Source organism: Hydrogenophaga sp. RAC07 (assembly GCF_001713375.1).
Taxonomy (GTDB): domain Bacteria; phylum Pseudomonadota; class Gammaproteobacteria; order Burkholderiales; family Burkholderiaceae_C; genus Hydrogenophaga.
Map to the genome: position 1 here is coordinate 399,679 of NZ_CP016449.1, position 21,058 is coordinate 420,736.

The following is a 21,058-nucleotide window of genomic DNA, read 5'->3' on the forward strand; positions in this document are numbered from 1 at the left end:
GTCCCTGCGGTGTGAAAGATTTATAGCTGTCTTGCCCGGGACTGCCGCTAGGGGTTGTCCCCCATCCAGAGTCGCCGACGCGCCATGAAGATGCACCGCATGAAGTCCATACGCATCGGCGCCGGCCTGGGGTTTTACGGCGACAACTGGGAGCCTGTGGCTGCGAGCATCGAACGTGGTGGTGTGCAGTTCATCGCCAGCGACCACCTGGCCGAACTCACGCTGGCCATCCTGCAAAAAGACCGCCAGCGCGACCCGGCGCTGGGCTATGCGCGCGACGTGGTGCCCATGCTGTTGAAGCTCTGGCCGCTGATGCGCGAACGCGGTGTGCGTTTTGTGTGCAACGCCGGTGGGCTCAACCCGCGTGGTGCGGCGCAGGCGGTGCTGGCGGCGTTCAAGGCCAAGGGCTGGCAGGCCAAGGTGGCGGTGGTCACGGGCGACGATGTGTTGTCGCGCCTGCAAAGCGCCGAAGCCGGGTTCGACCACCTCTTCACCCACGAGCCCGTGGCCGGCGTGCGCGAGCGGCTCGTGTTTGCCAACGCCTACGTGGGCGCACAGCCCATCGTGGACGCGCTGGACGCGGGGGCCGACATCGTGATCACCGGGCGCGTGGCGGACGCTGCGCTCTTTCTCGGGCCGCTGGCGCATGGCCTGGGCTGGACGCTTGCGGGCGCCTCCAGCGAGCAAGAGCTGAACCGCCTGGCGCAAGGCCTCACCGTGGGGCATTTGCTCGAATGTTCGGGCCAGGGCAGCGGTGGCAACTTCGGCAGCCAGGGCGCGTGGCAGGCCATCCCCGATCTGGCGCACATCGGCTACCCCGTCGCCGAGGTGTACGAGGACGGCACGGCGCTCATCACCAAGGCACCCGACACGGGCGGGCGCATCAACTTCGACACCGTGCGCCAGCAGCTGCTCTACGAGGTGCACAACCCGCACGCCTATTTTTCGCCCGACGTGGTGCTGGACATGGGCCACATCACCCTGCACGACGAAGGCTTTGATCGCGTGCGCCTCACCGGAGCGCGCGGCACGCCGCCCACCGACACGCTCAAGGTGGTGGCGGGTTTCCGCGACGGTTACAAGGCCGAGGTGACCTGGGGCTTCTCGTGGCCCGACGCCTGGGACAAGGCGCAGGCCGCGCAAGCGACCATCCGCACCCTGCTCAAGGAGAAACGCATTCCACACGACGAACTGTTTGTGGAATACCCGGGACTCAACTCGGCGCACGGTGCGCTGGCGCCGCTGCCGAAGGCCGATGCGCTCAACCAGAGCAACGAGATCTGGACACGCCTGGTGCTGCGCACGCAGGACAAGGCCGCCGCCGACGGCTTTGGCCGTCTGTTCCCCTGGATCGGCCTGAGCGGCCCGGCCTACACCTGCGGCTTCACGGGGCTGCACAACACCAGCGAGTTGTTGGGCATCTGGCCGACGCTGATCCCGCGTGCCGAGGTGGAGCAGGGCGTTCGTGTGGAGCTGCTGTCATGACGAAGATCACCATCCCCCTCGTGCGCATCGCCCACGCCCGCAGCGGCGACAAGGCCGACTGGGTGGACTTCGGCCTGTTCGCGTGGAACGCAGCGGGCTACCGGCTGCTGGAGCGTGAGGTCACGGCAGCACGCGTGCAGGCGCACTTTGCACCCTGGTTGCCCGGCGAGGTGGACGCCTGGACGCTGCCCAACATCCTGGCGCTCAAGTTCGTGTTGCGTGGCGCCCTGCAGGGTGGTGGCGCACGCAACCTGCGGCTGGACAACCTGGGCAAGGCGATGGCGGGGGCGTTGCTGCGCATGGAGATCGAGGTGACGCAGGACGAACTGGACGCTGCCTTGAACACGCCACGCGTGGGTTGGTGGCCATGAGCGCTGTCACCACCGAAAGACACGACGACATCTGGATCGTCACGCTCGACCGCCCCGATGTGCGCAACGCGGTGGACAGCCCGACCGCACGCGCCCTGCATGCCGCCTTTCTCGAATTCGAAGCCGACGCCACGGCCAGGGTCGCGGTGTTCCATGGCGCCAACGGCCACTTCTGCGCTGGCTGGGACCTGCAATACGGCGCACGCCTCGCCGCTCAGGGCGACACCAGCGGCCTTGACCTCGACTTCAACGCCGACGACCCGCACGCCCTCGGCCCCATGGGCCCGTCGCGCCTGCAGCTCAGCAAGCCGGTGATCGCCGCGGTGAGCGGCGCGGCCGTGGCCGGCGGCATGGAGCTTGCGCTGTGGTGCGACATGCGTGTGATGGAAGAAGACGCGTACTTCGGCGTCTACTGCCGCCGCTTCGGCGTGCCGCTCATCGACGGCGGCACGGTGCGCCTGCCGCGCCTGATCGGCATGGGCCACGCGATGGACCTGATCCTCACCGGCCGCCAGGTGGAGGCGGCCGAGGCGCTGCAGATGGGCCTGGCCAACCGGGTGGTGCCCACAGGGCAAGCGCGCGAAGCCGCCGTCACCCTGGCGCGCCAACTGGCCGCCTTCCCGCAAGCCACGATGCGCGCCGACCGCGAGAGCGCGCTGGCCCAGTGGGACCTGCCGCTGGGCGAAGCGCTGTTGCAGGAATGGCAGCGCGGCAAGGCGCGCATTCCCGATGCACTTGCAGGCGCCACGCGCTTCGCTGCGGGACAGGGGCGCCATGGAAAGTTCTGACATCGACGAAGCCTCGGTGCGCGCCGCCACCGAAGCCTGGATCGCCGCGTTCAACCGCGGCGACACGGCGGCCATCTGCGCGCTCTACGACCCACAGGCCGTGCTCTGGGGCACCACCGCGGCCGAGCTCATCACCACGCCGCAGGGCATCGCTGCGTATTTCGCCGCCGTGTTCGCGTTGCAGCCGGTGCCGCACATGGCGCTGGGTGAGGTGTTGCCCCGCGTGTTCGGCGAGATGGCGGTGAACACCGGTCGCTACACGCTGACGATGTCCGCGGCGCCGTCGCTGCGCGAGGTACCGGCCCGCTTCAGCTTCACTTTCCGGCGCGTGGCTGGCGCATGGCGCATCGTGGACCACCATTCTTCGGCCGTGCCCGCGCCGCTGAACGCACTGGCTGCGCTGGCCGAGGCCTCATGAGCGGGTTGGGTCGCGTGTCGCATCGGTTTCTGCGTTGCGCACTTGCCTGCGGTGTGTTCGTTGCCGCGGCCTGCCATGCCCAGGCGCCGCGCATCGAGCGATGTGGCGAGGTGCTGACGCTGGACACCCGATCCGGCAACACGCTGCGTCTGTCTTTCGCGCTTTCGTCGGGCGGTGTGGCGGCCAGCCCCGTCACGCTGCTGTTGCTGGCCGGGGGTGGCGGGCACCTGGACCTGGATGCCCAAGGCTGCGCGCGCAAGCTGGCCGGCAACTCGCTCGTGCGCTCCGTCCCGCTGTTCAACGCAGCCGGTTTTTCCACCGCGCTGGTGGACGCGCCTTCCGGCTTCCAGGGAGAAGACGGACTGCGTGGATTTCGCACCGACCCGCGCCATGCGCACGACCTCGGCGAGGTGATTGCCCTTCTGCGCACACGCACGCAGGGTGCGGTGTGGGTGGTGGGCACGAGCCGTGGCGCCATCTCGGCGGCCAACGCCGCGTCGCGGCTCTCAGGCGCGGCCGCACCCGATGGTGTGGTGTTGACCTCGGCCCTGATGGCCGGCCAGGCGGGCGCCCGCAAACCCTGGGTCGCACAGTCCGTGTTCGACCTGCCGCTGGAGAACATCCACCTGCCCTTGCTGGTGGTGGGCCACGCGGCCGACACCTGCGTGCGTTCGCCCCCCGGACTCATGGCGCAACTCGTCGAACGCACGCGCAGCCCGCGGCAGCAGGTGGTGACCGTCAGCGGCGGCCCTGGCGCGCCGGCGCGAACGGGGCTGGACGCCTGCGAGGGTCGCACGCCACACGGCTTTCTGGAGCAGGAGGCGGAGGTGGCGACGGGCATCGCACGGTTTGTGCGTGGGAGCACTTACTGATCCTGCCCCCACGCTCCGCCGCTGCGCGGGTCGCTGCCCCCCGAGGGGGCTGACCCGGCCTGGGGCGGCCCGGCGCCGGGTCGGGTTTCCTATGATGGCGGCATGACCGCAACCGATTTTTCCGCTCCGGCCGACGTGCTGGTGCTGCAACACCTGTTCGAAGACGGCCCGGGCTTTCTCGGCGAATGGCTTGATGCGCAAGGCATCCCCTGGCACCTGCGCTGCGCCGAAGCCGGCGAGGACTACCCGACCTCGGTGCGCGGCTACCGGGGGCTGGCGGTGCTGGGCGGCGCCTGGAGTGCGAACGACGAGCGACCCACGCTGCGCCAGGCCGAGGCGCTGATCATCGAGGCCGATGCGCTGGGCATCCCGGTGATTGGCCACTGCCTGGGCGGCCAGCTCATGGCCCGTGCGTTTGGCGGCCGTGTCGAGCCCTTGCCCCAGCCCGAGGTGGGCTGGTGGCCCATCGCCCGAACGGACAGCGGCGCCGCGCGCGAGTGGCTGGGCGATGCCGAACAACCCACGGTGTACCAGTGGCACCAGGACAGCTTCACCGAGCTGCCGCCCGGCGCCGAGCTGCTGGCCTCGTCCGCCACCTGTGCCCACCAGGCCTTTGCCCTGCGCCAGCACCTGGCCATGCAGTTCCACATCGAGATCACGCCGGCCAAGATCCAGGACTGGATGGAAGAGCCCGGCCATGCGTACCCGGTGAACGTGCTGCTGCACCGGGGCAGCGTGCAGGACCCCGCCGCGATGCACGCCGCCACACGGCGTCACTTGACCGGCAGCGAGGCCATGGCCGACCGCATTTACCGGGCGTGGCGCTCGCGCTGGCCCGGCTGAGCGTGGCTCAGCCCGTCACGCCCGGCAGGTCCAGGCCTTCTTTCGGGATCGGCCGCGGCCGGCCTTCCATGTCGATCGCCACGTAGGTCAGGCTGGCTTCGGTCACTTTCACGTACTGGCCCTGGGCGGAGAAACGTTCGGCGAACACCTCCACCTGCACGGTGATGGACGTGTTGCCCACGCGGGTGACATGTGCGAAGAAGCTCAGGATGTCGCCCACGCGCACCGGCTGTTTGAAGATGAACTGGTTCACCGCCACCGTGGCCATGCGACCGCGCACGTAGCGCGCCGGCAGCACGGCACCGGCCAGGTCGACCTGGGCCATGACCCAGCCGCCGAAGATGTCGCCGTTGGCGTTGCAGTCCGCCGGCATGGGAATGACCTTCAACACGAGTTCCCTGTCGCGGGGCAGGGTGGTTTCGGGGTTCGGGCTTGTTTTGTCGGTCATGGTCACAATCTCCAGTTGCTCACGATTCTCACGCATGCGCCCAGACAACCCCTCCCAAGCCACCGTCGCCCTGCCCGCCACCCCGGGCGTCCCGGGCAACAAGCCCCAGCGTTCCGACTGGGCCACGCTCAAACGCCTGTTGCCCTATCTGTGGCAATACAAGGTGCGCGTGGTGCTGGCGCTGGCGTTCATGGTGGCGGCCAAGATGGCCAACGTGAGCGTGCCGCTGCTGCTGAAACAGCTGGTGGACGCCATGAGCATCAAGCCCGGCAGCGTGGAAGCCCTGCTGGTGGTGCCGCTGGGGCTGCTGCTGGCCTACGGCGGCCTGCGCCTGTGCACCAGCCTCTTCACCGAGCTGCGCGAACTGGTGTTTGCCAAGGCCACCGAGGGCGCCACGCGCAGCATCGCGCTGCAGGTGTTCGGCCACCTGCATGCGCTGAGCCTGCGTTTTCACCTGGAGCGACAGACCGGTGGCATGACGCGCGACATCGAGCGCGGCACGCGCGGCGTGCAGTCGCTCATCTCGTACTCGCTCTACAGCATCATCCCCACACTGATCGAGGTGACCATGGTGCTGGCGCTGCTGGGCACCCAGTTCGACATGGGCTACGTGTGGATCACGCTGGTGGCGCTGGTGCTGTACATCACGTTCACCGTGGTGGTGACCGAGTGGCGCACCAAGTTCCGCCGCGAGATGAACGAGCTGGAGTCCACCAGCCAGACGCGCGCCATCGACTCGCTGCTGAACTACGAGACGGTGAAGTACTTCAACAACGAAGCCTTCGAAGGCCGCCGCTACGACGAAGCGCTGGAGAAGCTGCGCCGCGCCCGCATCAAGAGCCAGACCACGCTGTCCCTGCTCAACGCCGGACAACAGCTGGTGATTGCGGTGGCGCTGGTGCTCATGCTCTACCGCGCCACGCAAGGCGTGGTGAGCGGCGAGATGACGCTGGGCGACCTGGTGATGGTCAACGCCTTCATGATCCAGCTCTACATACCGCTGGGATTCCTGGGCGTGCTCTACCGGGAGATCAAACAGAGCCTGACCGACCTGGACAAGATGTTCGTGCTGCTGGAGAAAGAGCGCGAGATTGCCGACCAGCCCGGTGCCCAGGCTTTGGCGCTGGACGGCCCGCCGGCGGTGCGGTTCGAGAACGTGCGTTTCTCCTACGAGCCGGCGCGCGAGATCCTGCACGGCATCAGCTTCGAGATTCCGCCGGGCAAGACGGTGGCGGTGGTGGGGCCGTCGGGTTCGGGCAAGAGCACCTTGGCCAGGCTGCTGTACCGCTTCTACGACGTGACCAATGCGGCTTCCGGTATCGAGCCGGGCCCGCATGGCTTTGGCCGCATCACCATCAACGGGCAGGACATCAAAGGTGTCACGCAATCCAGCGTGCGCCAGAGCATCGGCATCGTGCCGCAGGACACGGTGCTGTTCAACGACACCATCGAATACAACATCCTCTACGGCCGCCCCGAGGCCGGGCACGACGCCGCGGTGCAGGCCGCACAGGCCGCGCACATCCACAGCTTCATCGAGCGGCTGCCGCTGGGTTACCGCACCATGGTGGGCGAGCGCGGTCTCAAACTGTCGGGTGGTGAAAAGCAGCGCGTGGCGATCGCGCGCACCTTGCTGAAAAACCCACCGATCGTGATCTTCGACGAAGCAACCTCGGCGCTGGACTCGGCGAACGAGCGGGCGATTCAGGCGGAGCTGAAGACCGCCGCGCGCAACAAGACCACGCTGGTGATTGCGCACCGCTTGTCCACGGTTGTGGACGCACACGAGATCCTGGTGTTGGTGAACGGGGAGATCGTTGAGCGGGGAACGCATGCCGACCTCGTGTCGCGGGGTGGCGTCTATGCGGGGATGTGGGCTTTGCAGCAGAGCGGGGCGGACTGAATTCTTCGTCGGTTTGCTTTTTTCTGTCGTTGCGGGCCGGGCCGAGAACCGGCGCGCAACGACATCAAACCCATCACTTCAAAAGTCAACGGAAGAGTTCAGAAGTGAATCCCCCGCATCATCTGCTGCATGGCCACCGCCTCAGCCGACAACTGCGACTTCCCTCCCTTGTCCCCCTTCGCCGCCGACGAATCCGGGAACATGCGAAAGCTCGTGTTCATCACGATCTGCGCCACCCGCGGCACCATGGCGTGCATCACCTGGCCGGTGATGCCCAGGCGCGTCGCGATCCGAACCGGCTTGAAGATGCAGGCCTGCGCGATCATGTCGGCCGCTTCCTCGGGTGAGAGCGTCGGCACGTTCTTGTAGATCTGGGTCGGCGCGATCATGGGCGTGCGAACCAGCGGCATGTTGATGGTGGTGAAGCTGATGCCCTGGTCGGCGAACTCGCTGGAAGCGCAGCGCGTCCACGCGTCCAGCGCAGCCTTGCTGGCCACGTAGGCGGAGAAGCGCGGTGCGTTGGTCAGCACGCCGATGGAGCTGATGTTGACCACATGGCCCTTGCGTTTGGCCACCATGCCGGGCAGCAGGCCCATGGTCACGCGCAGGCAACCGAAGTAGTTGAGCTGCATGGTGCGCTCGAAGTCGTGGAAGCGGTCGTAGCTGCCTTCGATGGCGCGGCGGATCGAGCGGCCGGCGTTGTTGATGAGGAAGTCCACGCCACCGTGGTTGGCCACCAGCAGCTGCACGAAGCGGTCGGCGTCCGCCATGTCGGCGATGTCGGCCGGGTAGGCGATGAACCCGTACCCCTTGTCTTTCGCCTCCTTGCAGGCTTCATCAAGCTTGTCCTGGTCGCGCCCGCAGATGATCGTCACCGCACCTGCCTCGGCGAACTTGTGCGCCGCGGCCAGACCAATGCCCGAGCTGCCGCCGGTGACCAGCACCACCTTGCCCGCCACGGTGCCCTTGAGGCTGCGGTCGATGTGCAGATCGGGGTCGAGGTGGCGTTCCCAGTAGTCCCACAGGCGCCAGGCGTAGTCCTTGAAGTTGGGGCACGCAATGCCGCTGCCCTTGAGCGCGGCCAGCGTCTCGCGGCAGTCGAAGCGCGTCGGGTAGTTGACGAAGGTCATCATCTCCTCGGGCAGCCCGAGGTCCTGCATGATGGCCTTGTAGACGCGGCGCACCGGTGCCAGCGCCATCAATCCCTTCTTCACGCTCTTGGGAATGAAGCCCATCAGCGCGGCGTTGATGAACAGGTTCATCTTGGGCGCATGGGCCGCCTTGCTCAGGATGTCGAGCACGTCGCCGACGCGGTAGCCCATGGGGTCCACCAGGTGGAAGCACGCGCCACTGCTGCGTTTGAGGTGGCTGATGTGGTCGAGCGCGTCCACCACGAAGTCCACCGGCACGATGTTGATGCGGCCGCCTTCCAGGCCGACGCTGGGCATCCACGGCGGCAGGATCTGGCGCAGGCGCTGGATGAGCTTGAAGAAGTAGTAGGGCCCGTCGATCTTGTCCATCTCGCCGGTCTGGCTGTCGCCCACCACGGCGGCGGGGCGGTACACGCTCCACGGCACCTTGCATTCCTGGCGCACGATCTTTTCGCTCTCGTGCTTGGTCATGAAGTAAGGGTGGTCAAGGCCTTCGGCCTCGTCGAACATGTCTTCGCGGAACACGCCTTCGTAGAGACCGGCCGCAGCGATGGAGGACACATGGTGGAAGTGGCCGGCGCCGATCGCCTTGGCGAACTCCACCGTGTTGCGCGTGCCGTCCACGTTGACCGCGATCTGGCTCTCGGCATCGGCCTCCAGGTCGTACACCGCAGCCAGGTGGTAGAAGTGGTCGATCTGGCCCTTGAGCGCTTTGGTCTCGTCGGCCGAGACCCCCAGCTTCTTCGATGTGAGGTCGCCAAACACCGGCACTGCACGCGCCGCACCCACGCCCCAGTACTCGCGCAGCCCCGCCACCTTGCCTTCGCTTTCCTGGCGGATGAGGAAGTGCACCACCGCACCTTTGCGCTGGAGCAGCTTGCCCACCAGGCGCTTGCCGATGAAGCCGGTGGCACCGGTGACGAAGTAATGCATGAAGGTCTCCTGGAACAGTTGGTGTGTGAGCGAGGCGAAACGCCTGCCATTCTTGTCCACGAAACTGCCCCGCCCATTCCGCAAAAACCCGCGTACGCCGCACCGGCATTAGTCTTGCGCCCCTACACAGCGCGCAGGGCCAGCACGTACAGTGGTTGCACTCGGGCCCCTGGCCTGTCCATCCATTTCAATCCACAGGAGCACACCATGGTCAAGAAGATCCAGAAAAACGGCAGCGACAAGAAGGCGTCCGCCCAGGCGTTCAACTCCCCGCTGTCCGGTGCCATCAAGGACTCGGCCCAGCAGATCTGGCTGGCCGGCCTCGGCGCTTTTGCCAAAGCACAGGAAGAGGGCGGCAAGGCCTTCGAGTCCCTGGTCAAGGAAGGTCTGTCGATCCAGCGCAAGACCCAGGCGGTGGCCGAAGAGCGCATTTCGGAAGCCACCAACAAGGTCAGCAGCATGGCGACCGACATTTCCTCCAAGGCGTCGGGCCAGTGGGACAAGCTCGAGTCGATCTTTGAAGAGCGCGTGGCCAAGGCCCTGAACAAGCTGGGTGTGCCCTCGGCCCGCGACGTGGATGCGCTGATCAAGCGCATCGACGCACTCAACCAGCACGTGCAGCAACTCGCCGGCAAGGCCCCGGCCAAGACCGCAGTGCGCAAGGCCACCCCCGCGAAAAAGGCGGCTGCCAAGCCTGTCGCGAAGAAGGCTGCTGCAAAACCCGCCGCCCGCAAAACCACCCGCAAGGCCGCCACGGCGTGAGGGCTGTGAGGCCTGACGGCATCACTTCAAAAAGGGGCGTTCGCGCCCCTTTTTTGCGTCTGTGCGCCATGCTGCAACGCAGCACTTTCGGCAGCACCCGCGGTCTACACTCAAACGCATGACGACTCCGCGCGCAGCCCATCCCGTGCCATCTTCCTTGCCTGCTTCAAGGCCAGCGAAAAGCCGTTCGGGCAAGGCAACGGGTCCCCGTATCGCACTGGCACTGGCCGGTGGTGGACCGCTCGGTGCGATCTACGAAATCGGTGCGCTCTGCGCACTGGCCGACAGCCTGAATGGCCTCGACCTCAACCGCTGCGATCACTACGTCGGTGTGTCCGCGGGTGGCTTCATTGCCGCCGGTCTGGCCAACGGCATCACGCCCCGTGAACTCTGCGAGGCTTTCATTGAAGACCGCAGTGGTCGGGACAACTTCGATCCGGCGTGGCTGCTCAAACCCGCCTGGGGCGAACTGGCCAGTCGGCTGCAACGTGTGCCCGGCCTCCTGGGCAGCGCGCTGTGGGCCTGGGGCGTGCAGGGCAAGACCTTCACCAACGCCTTCGAGCGTCTGGGTGCGGCCCTGCCCACGGGCGTGCTGGACAACGAGGGCATCCACCACCAGATCGAGCGGCTCTTCAGCCGGCCCGGACGCACCAACGACTTTCGCCAGCTGCGCGCCCGCCTGACGCTGGTGGCCACGCAGCTCGACACCGGCGAGGCCGCACCGTTCGGCAAGGCCGGGTGGGACCATGTGCCCATCTCGCGCGCGATCCAGGCCAGCGCGGCCTTGCCGGGGCTGTTTCCACCGGTGGAGATCGATGGTGAGCACTACGTGGATGGCGCGCTCAAGAAGACCTTGCACGCCACCGTGGCGCTCGACGAGGGCGTCGGCCTGTTGTTGTGCCTGAACCCGCTGGTGCCGTTCCGGGCGCACGCGGTGGGTGAACACGCCGATCACATCCCTGCACTGGTCGACGGTGGTTTCCCGGCGGTGATGAGCCAGACCTTCCGCTCCATGATCCATTCCAGGCTGGAGCTGGGCATGAAGAACTACGAGCGTCTCTACCCGGGCAGCGACATCGTGCTGATCGAGCCCGACCAACGCGACGCCAAGCTGTTCACGGCGAACACCTTCAGCTACCGCCAGCGGCGCGAGCTCGCCGAACATGCGTTCCAGCAGACGCGCAAGATGCTGCGCGAGCGCCAGCCCGAGCTCGCGCCCAAGCTGGCGCGCCACGGCGTGACGCTGAACCTGGCTTCGCTGCGCAGCCCCGACCTGCGCCTGGTGAACGAGCCGTCGGTGCCCGCTCAAACCGCGTTGGGTCGCCAGCTGCACGCCACCCTGGACGACCTGCAGCGCCACCTCGGCACACCGGCCCTGGGCCGCTGAGCGCCATGGCGAAAAAAGCCCCGCGCCGCACCGCCGAGCGCATCCTTGAGGTCACGCTCGAGCTGTTCAACCGTTTCGGCGAGCCCAACGTGTCCACGACACTGATCTCGGCCGAGCTGGGCATCAGCCCGGGCAACCTGTACTACCACTACCCGGCCAAGGACGAGCTGATCAACTCGCTGTTCGAGCGTTATGAAAAGGCGCTGGGGGAGTTGCTGGGTGCCAGCGAAGGTGTGCGCAATGTGGAAGACGCCTGGTTCTTCCTGCACTCGCTGTTCGAGATCATCTGGGAATACCGGTTTCTCTACCGCGACCTCAACGACCTGCTCTCGAAGAACCGCATGCTGGAAACCCATTTCCAGACCGTGCTGAAAGACAAGACGCGCGCCATCCGCAACCTGCTCGCTGCCCTCAGCAGCCACAGTGCGGTGACGATGGACGCGCGCGAAATGGAGCCCACCGCCGACAGCATGGTGGTGGTGCTCACCTACTGGCTGAGCTTCGAGTACGTGCGCGATCCGCGCCACGCGCTGGAGCCCGACAACGCCCAACAGGCCCTGATGCGTGGCGCCTACCATGTGCTCAACCTGCTGGCGCCCTACCTGGAGAGCTCGCAGCGGCAGCACCTGATCCATCTCACAGCGGCCTACAGCCCCAGCGCCTGACGCAAGAGGAGACAACGATGGACAACTGGACACCTTTCCCCTGGACCGTGAACCCCCGGTTCGACGCCACCCACCTGCAGCGCCAGTGGAGCCGTCTGCACATGGGCGATGCCGAGCCCTGGCCCGAGCGCGCCGATGTGCAGGCGGTCTGGGTGCTGTTTCACAACGGCGAGTTTCAACGCGCCACTCTCGAGGGCCTGGCCCTGGGTGACGCCGGCATGAACGTGGCCAACAAGGCCACCTGCATCTACGCCAACTACCTGGAGCCGCGTGAACACGCCCGCCAGCAACTGCTGCTGGAGGCGGCCGGCCGCGCCGAAGCGCTGCAAAAGCGCGAGCCGACCAACGCCGGTGCGTGGTACTGGCAAGCCTACGCACTGGCGCGCTACAGCCAGTGCATCAGCGTGGCGAAAGCCCTCACGCAGGGCCTGGGCGTGAAGATCCGGCAGGCGCTGGAAACCACCATCGCGCTGGCACCGCGCCATGCCGATGCCCACTTGGCGCTGGCTGGGTACCACGCCGAGGTGATCGACAAGGTGGGCGCGCTGGTGGGCGGCATGACGCACGGCGCCAGCAAGGACGCCGGGCTGGCGCTGTACCAGAAGGCGCTGGCGCTCAACCCCGACTCGGCCGTCACCATGTCCGAGTACGCCAACGGCCTGATCATGCTGGACGGCCACAAACGCATGGACGAAGCGCGCCACCTGCAGGACCGCGCCGCCGCGGTGCAGCCGCTCGATGCGATGGAGCAGCTGTACGTTGCCTCCGTACGGTTGGTGCTGGAAGGTTAGGGCAGCGCCATAATCGCGCCCCATGGAAACCAAGTGGCTCGAAGATTTCGTCAGTCTGGCTGAAACCCGGAGCTTCAGCCGCTCCGCGCAGTTGCGCCATGTGACGCAGCCGGCCTTTTCGCGGCGCATCCAGTCGCTGGAAGCCTGGGCCGGTACCGATCTGGTAGACCGGTCTTCGTACCCCACACGGCTCACGCCCGCCGGGCAGACCCTGTACGACCAGGCGCTCGAGATGCTGCACGCCCTGCAAAGCACGCGCGCCATGCTCAGAGCCCACACGGCCGCTGCGCAGGACGTGATCGAGTTCGCCGTGCCGCACACGCTGGCCTTCACGTTTTTCCCCTCCTGGCTCTCGGGGCTGCGAGACACCTGCGGACCGATCAAGAGCCGCCTGATCGCGCTGAACGTGCACGATGCCGTGCTGCGGCTGGTCGAAGGCAGCTGCGACCTGCTGATCGCCTACCACCACGAGTCGCAGCCGATCCAGCTCGACGCCAACCGCTACGAAATGCTGCCGTTGGGCCGCGAGTTGCTGGCTCCGTATGTGAAACCCTCCGCCACCGGTGCACCTTCTTTCCTGCTGCCCGGTCTTGCCGGCCAACCGCAGCCCTACCTGGCCTATGCGCCCGGCGCTTACCTGGGCCGAGCGGTCGACCAGATGCTCAAACAAAGCAGCGTCCCGGTGCACCTGGACCGCATCTACGAGACCGACATGGCTGAAGGGCTCAAGGCGATGGCGCTGGAGGGGCACGGGATTGCGTTCCTGCCCGCCAGTGCCGTGCGCAACGAGGTGGCCGCCCGCAAACTGGTGTCGGCCGGCGGTGCGCTGGAGACGTCGCTGGACATCCGCATCTACCGCGAGCGACTCGCTGCGCGAAAAGGCAAAGGGCCGGTCGAAAAATTCTGGAACGACCTTCAACATCGGCTGGGCGCCGTTTGAGGCCTGCGCGTTCGAAGCTTTAACGCGGAAAGCCGGGCGCGGCCATTGGGGTAAATTCGGACATGAACGCTTTGCATGACCGGCGCTGCAAACAGCATTGGCGTTCACAACCGGCGCTGGCTACATTGGCGGGCTGTCCGTTTCTCACGTGGGGTTTCCCGGGTGGTACGGAGGTTGCATGCAGAGCATCATTCGGGGGTCCCTGTTTTCTGGACGGGCCTCACATCCCGATGAAAACCGTCGACCTTTCGTTTTTTTCACAAGCAAGGAGATAGATATGAAGAAACACCTGCTCGCATGGGCCGTGACCGCACTGGCCGCCAGCAGCGCCCTGGCTCAAACCGGCGACACGCTGGCCAAGATCAAGGCGTCCGGCAGTGTGTCCCTCGGTGTGCGTGAGTCGTCCGGCCTGGGCTACACCTTGGGCAACGGCAAGTACGTCGGTTTCCACACCGAAATGGGCGAAATCGTCCTTTCCGACATCCGCAAGCAGCTGGGCATGACGGCGATGGAAGTGAAGTACCAGCCGGTCACCTCGCAAAACCGCATTCCCCTGGTGCAAAACGGCACGGTGGATCTGGAGTGCGGCTCCACCACCAACAACGCCACGCGCCAGAAAGACGTGTCGTTCGCCGTGACCACCTACGTGGAAGAAGTGCGCATCGCGGTGAAGGCCAACTCCGGCATCAACGGCATCAAGGACCTGGCCGGCAAGAGCGTGGCCACGACCACCGGCACCACCTCGGTGCAGACCCTGCGCAAGAACGAGCGCGCCGGTGGCATCGACTTCAAGGAGGTCTACGGCAAGGACCACGCCGACAGCTTCCTGCTGCTCGAGTCGGGCCGCGCCGATGCCTTCGTGATGGACGGCTCCATCCTGGCGGCCAACATCTCCAAGGCCAAGAACCCCGCCGACTTCAAGATCGTGGGTGAAGTGCTGTCGGTCGAGCCGATCGCCTGCATGCTGCGCAAGGACGATCCGGCGTTCAAGAAGGCCGTGGACGACAGCATCAAGCGCCAGATCGCCGACGGCTCGCTCGCCAAGCTCTACGACAAGTGGTTCATGCAGCAGATCCCGCCTGCCAACGTGAAGATCGGCCTGCCGCTCTCCGACGCCACCAAGGCGGCCTGGGCGGCACCGAACGACAAGCCGATGGAAGACTACGCCAAGAAGTAAGCGCGCAAGCTTCTGGCACGCCCCTTCAAGTGGATCATTTGAAGGGGCGTTTTCGTAGGCGCCTCCTTTTTCCGGGGCGCTGCGTGGACGATAAAAAGAAAGGGCTCCTATGAGCTGGGATTGGCAGGTGTTCTGCGAAGACACCATCGAGCGGCAGCCGGTGCAGGGCTGCTTTGGCAAGGGGGGCGACATCACCTACCTCGACTGGATGCTGTCGGCCTGGGGCTGGACGGTGTCGGTCGCGCTGCTGGCGTTGCTGCTGGCGCTGGTGCTGGGCATCCTGATCGGCACACTGCGCACGCTGCCCGATCGACCCATGGTGGTGCGGCTGGGCAATGCCTGGGTGGAGCTGTTTCGCAACATCCCTTTGCTGGTGCAGATCTTCCTCTGGTACCACGTTCTGCCCTCGATGTTCAACGTGCTGCAGGGCGTGCCGGGCTTCGTGCTCGTGGTCTTTGCCCTGGGCTTCTTCACCTCGGCGCGCATCGCCGAGCAGGTGCGCTCGGGCATCCAGGCCCTGCCGCGTGGCCAGCGTTATGCCGGCATGGCGATGGGCTTCACCACCTTCCAGTACTACCGCTATGTGCTGCTGCCCATGGCGTTTCGCATCATCATTCCGCCGCTCACCAGCGAGACCATGAACATCTTCAAGAACTCCTCGGTGGCGTTCGCGGTGTCGGTCTCCGAACTCACCATGTTCGCGATGCAGGCGCAGGAAGAGACCTCGCGCGGCGTCGAGGTCTACCTGGCCGTGACCGGCCTCTACATCGTCTCGGCCTTCGCCATCAACCGCATCATGGCCTTCATCGAAAAGCGCGCGCGCATACCGGGCTTTGTCGTGGCCGGTGGATCGGGAGGTCATTGAGATGAATCTGAATCTCGACTTTTCCTTCTACAACTGGGACCTGATCACCAACTTCGTGCTGAAGGGCCTGTACTTCAGTCTGATGTTGACCATCGTGGCCACCATCGGCGGCATCATCTTCGGCACCGTGCTCGCGCTCATGCGCCTGTCGGGCAAGAAGTGGCTCGACACGCCGGCCACCATTTATGTCAACGGCATGCGCAGCATCCCGCTGGTGATGGTGATCCTGTGGTTCTTCCTGCTGGTGCCGCTGCTGATCGGGCGGCCCATCGGCGCCGAGGTGTCGGCGGTGATCACCTTCATCGCTTTCGAGGCGGCCTACTTCAGTGAAATCATGCGAGCGGGTATCCAGTCGATCCCGCGCGGCCAGGTGCATGCAGGCCAGGCGCTGGGCATGACCTACGGCCAGAACATGAAGCTGGTGGTGCTGCCGCAGGCGTTTCGCAACATGCTGCCGGTGCTGCTCACGCAGACCATCATCCTGTTCCAGGACACCTCGCTGGTCTACGCCATCGGCGCTTACGACATGCTCAAAGGCTTTGAGGTCGCGGGCAAGAACTTCGGTCGCCCGATCGAGGCCTACCTCGCCGCCGCCGTGATGTATTTCGTCATGTGCTACGCACTGTCGTGGGCCGTCAAACAGCTGCACAAGAAGATCGCCATCATCCGTTGATGCAACCGCTATTCAGGAATTGCCATGATTGAACTCAAGAACGTCTCCAAGTGGTACGGCAGCGTCCAGGTGCTGACCGATTGCTCCACCAACATCCAGAAGGGTGAAGTGGTGGTGGTCTGCGGCCCCTCGGGCTCGGGCAAGTCGACCCTCATCAAGACCATCAACGCGCTCGAGCCCTTCCAGAAGGGCGAGATCACCGTGGATGGCGTGCCGGTGCACGACCCCAAGACCGATCTGCCCAAGCTGCGCAGCCGCGTGGGCATGGTGTTTCAGCACTTCGAGCTGTTCCCGCATCTGTCGGTGACGGAGAACCTCACGATCGCGCAGATCAAGGTGCTGGGCCGCAACCCCGACGAAGCGAAGACGCGTGGTCTCAAGATGCTCGACCGCGTGGGCCTGTCGCTGCACAAGGACAAGTTCCCGGGCCAGCTCTCGGGCGGCCAGCAGCAGCGTGTGGCGATCGCGCGCGCGCTGTCCATGGACCCGATCGTGATGCTGTTCGACGAACCCACGTCGGCGCTCGATCCCGAGATGGTCGGCGAGGTGCTCGACGTGATGGTCGGTCTGGCCAACGAGGGCATGACCATGATGTGCGTGACGCACGAGATGGGCTTTGCGCGCAAGGTCAGCAACCGCGTGATCTTCATGGACGTGGGCGGCAAGATCCTAGAAGACTGCTCCAAGGACGACTTCTTCGGCAAACCCGAAGACCGCCAGCCGCGCACCAAGGACTTCCTCAACAAGATTCTGGCGCACTAGAAAACACCCCCGCAGCGCTTCGCGCTACCCCCTCAAGGGGCGCTCCCTTGGGCCGGCGGAGCCAGACCCTTGGGAGCCCTGGGTGGGGCATCTCGCGCCGGCTGCGTGCTGGCTGATGGGACAATCACGGCATGAACAGCCCCTTCGACACCCTCACGATCACACGACCCGACGACTGGCACCTGCACGTGCGCGATGGCGACGCCCTGCGCACCGTGGTGCCGCACACCGCCGCCCAGTTCGGCCGCGCGATCATCATGCCCAACCTCAAGCCGCCGGTGACCACCGCGGCGCAGGCCGTGGCCTACCGCGACCGCATCCTCGCCGCCGTGCCCGAAGGCATGAGTTTCGAGCCGCTGATGACGCTCTACCTCACCGACAACCTGCCCGCCGACGAGATCGCGCGCGCCAAGGATGCCGGTGTGGTGGCGGCCAAGCTCTACCCGGCAGGCGCCACCACCAACAGCGACGCGGGCGTGACCGACATCCGCAAGACCCACAAGACGCTGGAAGCCATGCAGCGCGCCGGCATGCTGCTGCTGGTGCACGGCGAGGTGACTTCGCCCGACATCGACCTGTTCGATCGCGAGGCGGTGTTCATCGACCAGCAGATGATTCCGCTGCGCCGCGACTTCCCCGAACTCAAGGTGGTGTTCGAACACATCACCACGAAAGAAGCCGCGCAGTACGTGGCCGACGCCAGCCCCTTCACCGCCGCCACGCTCACCGCGCACCACCTGCTCTACAACCGCAACGCGATCTTCACGGGCGGCATCCGCCCGCACTACTACTGCCTGCCGGTGCTCAAGCGCGAAACCCATCGCCAGGCCTTGCTGGCCGCCGCCACCGGCGGCAACCATCGCTTCTTCCTCGGCACCGACAGCGCGCCACACCCGGCGCACCTGAAAGAACACGCCACCGGCTGCGCCGGCTGCTACACCGCGCACGCCGCCATCGAGATGTACGCCGAGGCCTTTGATTCGGTCGGCGCGCTCGACAAACTTGAAGCCTTTGCCAGCTTCAACGGTCCGGCGTTCTATGGCCTGCCGCGCAACAGCGGCAGCGTCACCCTCAAGCGCGAAAACTGGACCAGCCCCGAGAGCTTCCGCTTCGGCGAGGCCGATCTCAAGCCGCTGCGCGGTGGGGAAGTGCTGCCCTGGCGCCTGCAGGCCTGATGTTTCCTGGCGAATCGCCCGATTGGTGCAAACCCTGGTTCGCGCCGGTCGCTGCCAATGGTCGCGCGGTCCAGGTTCACCTGAACGCCGGCCATCCCCTGCCACAAGCCCTGAGCGCGCTGCCGGCTTGCCCGGTGCGTTTTGTGCCGCAGACCGATCTGCCTGCCGGCACCGCGTACGAACAATTCATCTTCGACAGCGGCCGCGTGCCCACGCGCGAGAACCTGCACGACTTTTTCAACGGCCTGTGCTGGCTGCGCTTCCCGCAAACCAAACAGCGTTTGAACCAACTGCAAGCCGCCGAGATTGCCGCGGCCGGAGTGCGCGAGGTGCGTGGACCGGTGCGCGATGCGCTCACGCTGTTCGACGAAAACGCCGCGCTCCTGCAGGCGCCGGAACCGCTGTGGAACGCACTGATCGGGCGCGACTGGCACCGCCTGTTCGTCACGCTGCGCCCGCTCTGGGCGCAGGCGCGGCTGGTGTTGTTTGGCCATGCGCTGCTGGAAAAACTGGTCACGCCCTACAAGTCGATCACCGCCCACGTGCTGCGCGAGCCCGTTCCCATGGCACTTGGCGACGACATCACCGCATGGGACGCCTGGCTGGCGCAGGCACTGAGCGCACCGGTGCTCGCCGCCAAGCCCTTCACGCCGCTGCCGGTGCTGGGTGTGCCGGGCTGGTGGCCCGCGAACGAGGCCGCCGGGTTCTATGTCGACGCCAGCGTGTTCCGCGCGCCGCGGCAGCCGGGTGAGGGCAACGCACCAGCCTGATGCACCGCCGGCGCGCCTTGATTTCGCGCCCGCCAGCCCCATACTGGATTCTCGGTATCATCCGCCGGCCTTCAGGGTGGTGCCGGCGTGTGGTGCCACCGCGAAGGCGGGAACCCGCCAGGTCCACCCGGGTCACAAGCGCAGTCCGGTTGCCCTTTGGCACCGCTGCAACACTGGAGTAAACATGAAACGCATCTTGCTGTTCGTTCTGACCAACTTTGCCGTGATGGCGGTTTTGTTGATCACCACCCGCATCCTGGGTGTGGACCGCTTCCTCACGGCCAACGGCCTGAACATGACGGCGCTGGCCGGGTTCTCGCTCGTCATCGGCTTTGGCGGCGCCATCATCTCGCTGCTGATCAGCAAGCCCATGGCCAAGTTCAGCACCGGCGCGCGCGTGATCAGCCAGCCGCAAACGGCCGACGAAGCCTGGATCGTGGAGACCGTGCGCCGCTTTGCCGAGAAGGCCGGCATCGGCATGCCCGAAGTCGCCATCTTCGAAGGCGCACCCAATGCGTTCGCCACGGGTGCGTTCAAGAACTCGGCGCTGGTGGCTGTGTCCACCGGCCTGTTGCAGAACATGACCAAGGAAGAGGTGGAGGCGGTGATCGGGCACGAGGTCGCGCACGTGGCCAATGGCGACATGGTCACCATGACGCTGATCCAGGGCGTGATGAACACGTTCGTGGTGTTCCTCAGCCGCGTGATCGGTTACGCGGTGGACAGCTTCCTGCGCAAGGGCGACAGCAATTCGTCGGGCCCCGGCATCGGGTACATGATCACCACCATCGTGATGGACATCGTGCTGGGTTTCCTGGCCGCCATCATCGTGGCCTGGTTCAGCCGCCAGCGCGAGTTCCGCGCCGACGCAGGTGCTGCCGGCCTCATGGGCCGCAAACAGCCCATGATCAACGCGCTGGCCCGCCTGGGTGGCCTCACCCCGGGCGAGCTGCCCAAGACCATGCAGGCCCTGGGCATCACCGGCGGTCTGGGCAAGCTGTTCTCGACGCACCCGCCGATTGAAGAGCGGATCGCTGCATTGCAGAACAACAGTTGATGGCTTCCGCCCAACAAAAAAGCGACCCTCGGGTCGCTTTTTTTGTCGGGTTCGGACGCATCAGCGGTGGCGATCCCACCGGTGGTTGTCGCGGTGCCTGAAGCCGTCGTGCCGGTGCCCTGGGTGGAACGAACGGTGGCCGTTGATGAAGATCACGCCCGGCGACACCTGGTAACGAGGGTAGTACTGCGTGCCGATGGTGATGCGGGTGTTGGAGGGGTAGTACTCGGTCTGCGGGCGGTAGATCGGGGCGTTGTTGTAGACCGGCGGGGCGTAGCCCGGAGGGGGCAGGGCGTCCGCGGGCGACACGGTGAGGCGGATGGTCGGACCCGGGTCCTGCGGCATCTGCACGCTGTACTGGCGCCCGGCGTACTCGTAGACCACGTTGTAGGCGACCGTGCGGTTCTCGTAGAAGGTCTGCGAGCCGCACTGGCGGTAGCTTTCGGTGTAGGGCTGGCCGGGGCCTTCAACGCGGTTGCCGATGATGGCGCCGCCAATGAGGCCGATCACCGTGGCGGCTGCGCGGCCGCTGCCGTTGCCGATGGCGTTGCCTGCGGCACCCCCGGCAATGCCGCCGAGCAGGGCGCCGGCGCCCGACGGTTGGCCCTGGTAGGTCACGCGCTCGTCGCTGCACACCTCACGTGGCACGGCCACCTGCTGCACCACCGGCGTGCTGCTGAGCACGCGCCCCTGTTCCTCTTGTGCATGTGCAGACACGGAGCTGCCCAGTGCCAGCAGGCCCATCACGGGGATCAAAACGGGAAATTTCATGGCGCACTCCTGATAACAACGGCAAGAGTGTGCGCCAGGGCGGCCAAGCCA

The 21,058-nt window shown here is 66.0% G+C and carries 22 protein-coding genes; 19 read left to right on the forward strand and 3 right to left on the reverse strand.

The features are described from left to right. Positions 1-99 precede the first annotated feature (99 nt). The 6 genes from BSY239_RS01795 (at position 100) to BSY239_RS01820 (ending at position 4,777) form a co-directional block, all read left to right on the forward strand. Complete coding sequence (locus BSY239_RS01795) at positions 100-1,485, forward strand: acyclic terpene utilization AtuA family protein (protein ID WP_069048711.1); 1,386 nt, start codon at positions 100-102, stop codon at positions 1,483-1,485. Then, the gene (locus BSY239_RS01800; protein ID WP_069045328.1) at positions 1,482-1,856 is read left to right on the forward strand and encodes an AtuA-related protein; all 375 of its coding nucleotides are present in this window, start codon (positions 1,482-1,484) and stop codon (positions 1,854-1,856) included. The genes BSY239_RS01795 and BSY239_RS01800 overlap by 4 nt, the downstream gene beginning before the upstream one ends. After that, a complete protein-coding gene (locus tag BSY239_RS01805; RefSeq protein WP_069048710.1) occupies positions 1,853-2,644 on the forward strand; it encodes a crotonase/enoyl-CoA hydratase family protein in 792 nt (263 codons plus the stop codon). The genes BSY239_RS01800 and BSY239_RS01805 overlap by 4 nt, the downstream gene beginning before the upstream one ends. Continuing rightward, positions 2,631-3,062: a nuclear transport factor 2 family protein gene (locus BSY239_RS01810; RefSeq protein WP_172823057.1), complete on the forward strand. Its 432-nt coding sequence runs from the start codon at positions 2,631-2,633 to the stop codon at positions 3,060-3,062. The genes BSY239_RS01805 and BSY239_RS01810 overlap by 14 nt, the downstream gene beginning before the upstream one ends. Next, entirely contained in the window at positions 3,059-3,934 is an 876-nt protein-coding gene (locus tag BSY239_RS01815) for an alpha/beta hydrolase (protein WP_069045330.1), read from the forward strand. Before BSY239_RS01810 ends, BSY239_RS01815 begins: the two co-directional genes overlap by 4 nt. Positions 3,935-4,036: 102 nt before the next feature. Beyond that, on the forward strand, positions 4,037-4,777 hold the full coding sequence (locus BSY239_RS01820) for a type 1 glutamine amidotransferase (protein ID WP_069045331.1): 741 nt from the start codon (positions 4,037-4,039) through the stop codon (positions 4,775-4,777). Between the two features lie 7 nt (positions 4,778-4,784). Here the strand turns inward: BSY239_RS01820 and BSY239_RS01825 are convergent, their stop codons facing one another. Next, a complete protein-coding gene (locus tag BSY239_RS01825; protein WP_069048712.1) occupies positions 4,785-5,225 on the reverse strand; it encodes an acyl-CoA thioesterase in 441 nt (146 codons plus the stop codon). A gap of 34 nt (positions 5,226-5,259) precedes the next feature. On the opposite strand from BSY239_RS01825, the gene BSY239_RS01830 reads away from it, so the two are divergent. After that, positions 5,260-7,128: an ABCB family ABC transporter ATP-binding protein/permease gene (locus tag BSY239_RS01830; RefSeq protein ID WP_069045332.1), complete on the forward strand. Its 1,869-nt coding sequence runs from the start codon at positions 5,260-5,262 to the stop codon at positions 7,126-7,128. Positions 7,129-7,226: 98 nt separating this feature from the next. Here BSY239_RS01830 and BSY239_RS01835 read toward each other — a convergent pair whose 3' ends face one another. Next, positions 7,227-9,212, reverse strand: coding sequence for an SDR family oxidoreductase (locus BSY239_RS01835; RefSeq protein WP_069048713.1), 1,986 nt, complete (start codon positions 9,210-9,212; stop codon positions 7,227-7,229). A gap of 207 nt (positions 9,213-9,419) precedes the next feature. Here BSY239_RS01835 and BSY239_RS01840 point away from each other — a divergent pair, with 207 nt between their 5' ends. The 12 genes from BSY239_RS01840 (at position 9,420) to htpX (ending at position 20,236) form a co-directional block, all read left to right on the forward strand. Continuing rightward, the gene (locus tag BSY239_RS01840; protein WP_069045333.1) at positions 9,420-9,974 is read left to right on the forward strand and encodes a phasin family protein; all 555 of its coding nucleotides are present in this window, start codon (positions 9,420-9,422) and stop codon (positions 9,972-9,974) included. A gap of 118 nt (positions 9,975-10,092) precedes the next feature. Further along, entirely contained in the window at positions 10,093-11,361 is a 1,269-nt protein-coding gene (locus tag BSY239_RS01845) for a patatin-like phospholipase family protein (protein WP_083239760.1), read from the forward strand. A 5-nt stretch (positions 11,362-11,366) separates the two neighbouring features. Then, positions 11,367-12,026 (forward strand): TetR/AcrR family transcriptional regulator, encoded by a 660-nt coding sequence (locus tag BSY239_RS01850; protein WP_069045335.1) that lies wholly within the window; start codon positions 11,367-11,369, stop codon positions 12,024-12,026. Positions 12,027-12,043: 17 nt separating this feature from the next. Continuing rightward, on the forward strand, positions 12,044-12,817 hold the full coding sequence (locus BSY239_RS01855) for a hypothetical protein (RefSeq protein WP_069045336.1): 774 nt from the start codon (positions 12,044-12,046) through the stop codon (positions 12,815-12,817). A gap of 22 nt (positions 12,818-12,839) precedes the next feature. After that, positions 12,840-13,757, forward strand: coding sequence for a LysR substrate-binding domain-containing protein (locus BSY239_RS01860; RefSeq protein ID WP_069045337.1), 918 nt, complete (start codon positions 12,840-12,842; stop codon positions 13,755-13,757). A 277-nt stretch (positions 13,758-14,034) separates the two neighbouring features. Continuing rightward, positions 14,035-14,934, forward strand: coding sequence for an amino acid ABC transporter substrate-binding protein (locus BSY239_RS01865; protein ID WP_069045338.1), 900 nt, complete (start codon positions 14,035-14,037; stop codon positions 14,932-14,934). A 109-nt stretch (positions 14,935-15,043) separates the two neighbouring features. Further along, positions 15,044-15,799, forward strand: a complete 756-nt coding sequence (locus BSY239_RS01870; protein WP_069045339.1) for an amino acid ABC transporter permease — start codon at positions 15,044-15,046, stop codon at positions 15,797-15,799. Between the two features lies 1 nt (position 15,800). Then, complete coding sequence (locus tag BSY239_RS01875) at positions 15,801-16,472, forward strand: amino acid ABC transporter permease (protein WP_069045340.1); 672 nt, start codon at positions 15,801-15,803, stop codon at positions 16,470-16,472. A gap of 24 nt (positions 16,473-16,496) precedes the next feature. After that, complete coding sequence (locus BSY239_RS01880; RefSeq protein ID WP_069045341.1) at positions 16,497-17,234, forward strand: amino acid ABC transporter ATP-binding protein; 738 nt, start codon at positions 16,497-16,499, stop codon at positions 17,232-17,234. A 131-nt stretch (positions 17,235-17,365) separates the two neighbouring features. Continuing rightward, complete coding sequence (gene pyrC, locus BSY239_RS01885) at positions 17,366-18,409, forward strand: dihydroorotase (RefSeq protein WP_069045342.1); 1,044 nt, start codon at positions 17,366-17,368, stop codon at positions 18,407-18,409. Next, on the forward strand, positions 18,409-19,179 hold the full coding sequence (locus tag BSY239_RS01890) for a DUF3025 domain-containing protein (protein ID WP_069045343.1): 771 nt from the start codon (positions 18,409-18,411) through the stop codon (positions 19,177-19,179). The genes pyrC and BSY239_RS01890 overlap by 1 nt, the downstream gene beginning before the upstream one ends. Before the next feature lie 184 nt (positions 19,180-19,363). Beyond that, positions 19,364-20,236 carry a protease HtpX gene (htpX, locus tag BSY239_RS01895; RefSeq protein ID WP_069045344.1) on the forward strand — a complete coding sequence of 291 codons (873 nt, stop codon included), beginning with the start codon at positions 19,364-19,366 and terminating at the stop codon, positions 20,234-20,236. 60 nt (positions 20,237-20,296) lie between these two features. On the opposite strand, the gene BSY239_RS01900 is transcribed toward htpX, so the two are convergent. Beyond that, positions 20,297-21,007, reverse strand: a complete 711-nt coding sequence (locus BSY239_RS01900; RefSeq protein ID WP_069045345.1) for a glycine zipper 2TM domain-containing protein — start codon at positions 21,005-21,007, stop codon at positions 20,297-20,299. Positions 21,008-21,058 lie beyond the last annotated feature (51 nt).

Coding starts and splice junctions, on each gene's coding strand:
- BSY239_RS01800 (WP_069045328.1), top strand. CDS start 1,482: ATGACGAAGATCACCATCCCCCTCGTGCGCATCGCCCACGCCCGCAGC.
- BSY239_RS01820 (WP_069045331.1), top strand. CDS start 4,037: ATGACCGCAACCGATTTTTCCGCTCCGGCCGACGTGCTGGTGCTGCAA.
- BSY239_RS01840 (WP_069045333.1), top strand. CDS start 9,420: ATGGTCAAGAAGATCCAGAAAAACGGCAGCGACAAGAAGGCGTCCGCC.
- BSY239_RS01810 (WP_172823057.1), top strand. CDS start 2,631: ATGGAAAGTTCTGACATCGACGAAGCCTCGGTGCGCGCCGCCACCGAA.
- BSY239_RS01795 (WP_069048711.1), top strand. CDS start 100: ATGAAGTCCATACGCATCGGCGCCGGCCTGGGGTTTTACGGCGACAAC.
- BSY239_RS01850 (WP_069045335.1), top strand. CDS start 11,367: ATGGCGAAAAAAGCCCCGCGCCGCACCGCCGAGCGCATCCTTGAGGTC.
- BSY239_RS01815 (WP_069045330.1), top strand. CDS start 3,059: ATGAGCGGGTTGGGTCGCGTGTCGCATCGGTTTCTGCGTTGCGCACTT.
- BSY239_RS01900 (WP_069045345.1), bottom strand. CDS start 21,007: ATGAAATTTCCCGTTTTGATCCCCGTGATGGGCCTGCTGGCACTGGGC.
- BSY239_RS01875 (WP_069045340.1), top strand. CDS start 15,801: ATGAATCTGAATCTCGACTTTTCCTTCTACAACTGGGACCTGATCACC.
- BSY239_RS01870 (WP_069045339.1), top strand. CDS start 15,044: ATGAGCTGGGATTGGCAGGTGTTCTGCGAAGACACCATCGAGCGGCAG.
- BSY239_RS01865 (WP_069045338.1), top strand. CDS start 14,035: ATGAAGAAACACCTGCTCGCATGGGCCGTGACCGCACTGGCCGCCAGC.
- BSY239_RS01835 (WP_069048713.1), bottom strand. CDS start 9,212: ATGCATTACTTCGTCACCGGTGCCACCGGCTTCATCGGCAAGCGCCTG.
- pyrC (WP_069045342.1), top strand. CDS start 17,366: ATGAACAGCCCCTTCGACACCCTCACGATCACACGACCCGACGACTGG.
- BSY239_RS01830 (WP_069045332.1), top strand. CDS start 5,260: ATGCGCCCAGACAACCCCTCCCAAGCCACCGTCGCCCTGCCCGCCACC.
- BSY239_RS01890 (WP_069045343.1), top strand. CDS start 18,409: ATGTTTCCTGGCGAATCGCCCGATTGGTGCAAACCCTGGTTCGCGCCG.
- BSY239_RS01880 (WP_069045341.1), top strand. CDS start 16,497: ATGATTGAACTCAAGAACGTCTCCAAGTGGTACGGCAGCGTCCAGGTG.
- BSY239_RS01825 (WP_069048712.1), bottom strand. CDS start 5,225: ATGACCGACAAAACAAGCCCGAACCCCGAAACCACCCTGCCCCGCGAC.
- BSY239_RS01845 (WP_083239760.1), top strand. CDS start 10,093: ATGACGACTCCGCGCGCAGCCCATCCCGTGCCATCTTCCTTGCCTGCT.
- BSY239_RS01855 (WP_069045336.1), top strand. CDS start 12,044: ATGGACAACTGGACACCTTTCCCCTGGACCGTGAACCCCCGGTTCGAC.
- htpX (WP_069045344.1), top strand. CDS start 19,364: ATGAAACGCATCTTGCTGTTCGTTCTGACCAACTTTGCCGTGATGGCG.
- BSY239_RS01805 (WP_069048710.1), top strand. CDS start 1,853: ATGAGCGCTGTCACCACCGAAAGACACGACGACATCTGGATCGTCACG.
- BSY239_RS01860 (WP_069045337.1), top strand. CDS start 12,840: ATGGAAACCAAGTGGCTCGAAGATTTCGTCAGTCTGGCTGAAACCCGG.